Source organism: Zoogloea sp. (assembly GCF_023150065.1).
In the GTDB taxonomy this organism is placed as follows: domain Bacteria; phylum Pseudomonadota; class Gammaproteobacteria; order Burkholderiales; family Rhodocyclaceae; genus Zoogloea.
On sequence record NZ_JAKLLN010000088.1, the window covers coordinates 1 to 338 of the forward strand.

1 protein-coding gene (running past one end of the window) is annotated in these 338 nt (G+C 63.6%); it reads right to left on the reverse strand.

Annotated elements, in window-relative coordinates; all coding sequences use genetic code 11:
* The coding region annotated (locus tag L6Q67_RS23565) for an SdrD B-like domain-containing protein (protein WP_296575963.1) crosses the window boundary (this coding region is incomplete at both ends): on the reverse strand, nucleotides 1-338 show 338 of its 847 nt. 509 nt of the annotated region lie beyond the right edge of the window.

The window sequence follows — 338 nt, forward strand, 5'->3', positions numbered from 1 at the left end:
CCAGCCACACCTTGTCACCGATGGCGGCGGTACGCTCATCGACGAAGTCGTTGCCGGTGCTGGACTGGCCCGGGGTCAGCGTCACGGAGATGCTGTTCGGGTTGCCACCATCCTTGTCGGACACGTCGAGGTAGCCGGCCTTGTTGGTCTCGACCACGTTGTACGAACCCGCCGGCACGTTGGTGAAGGTGTAGTTGCCATTCACGTCGGTGGTGGTGGTCGCGATGATGGCGCCGGTGGTCGGGTTGACCAGGGCAACGGTCACGCCGGCGATGGGAGCATCGCCAGTGTTGTTGTTGTCCAGATCCTCACGCACGGTGCCGCTGATGTTGCCGGTG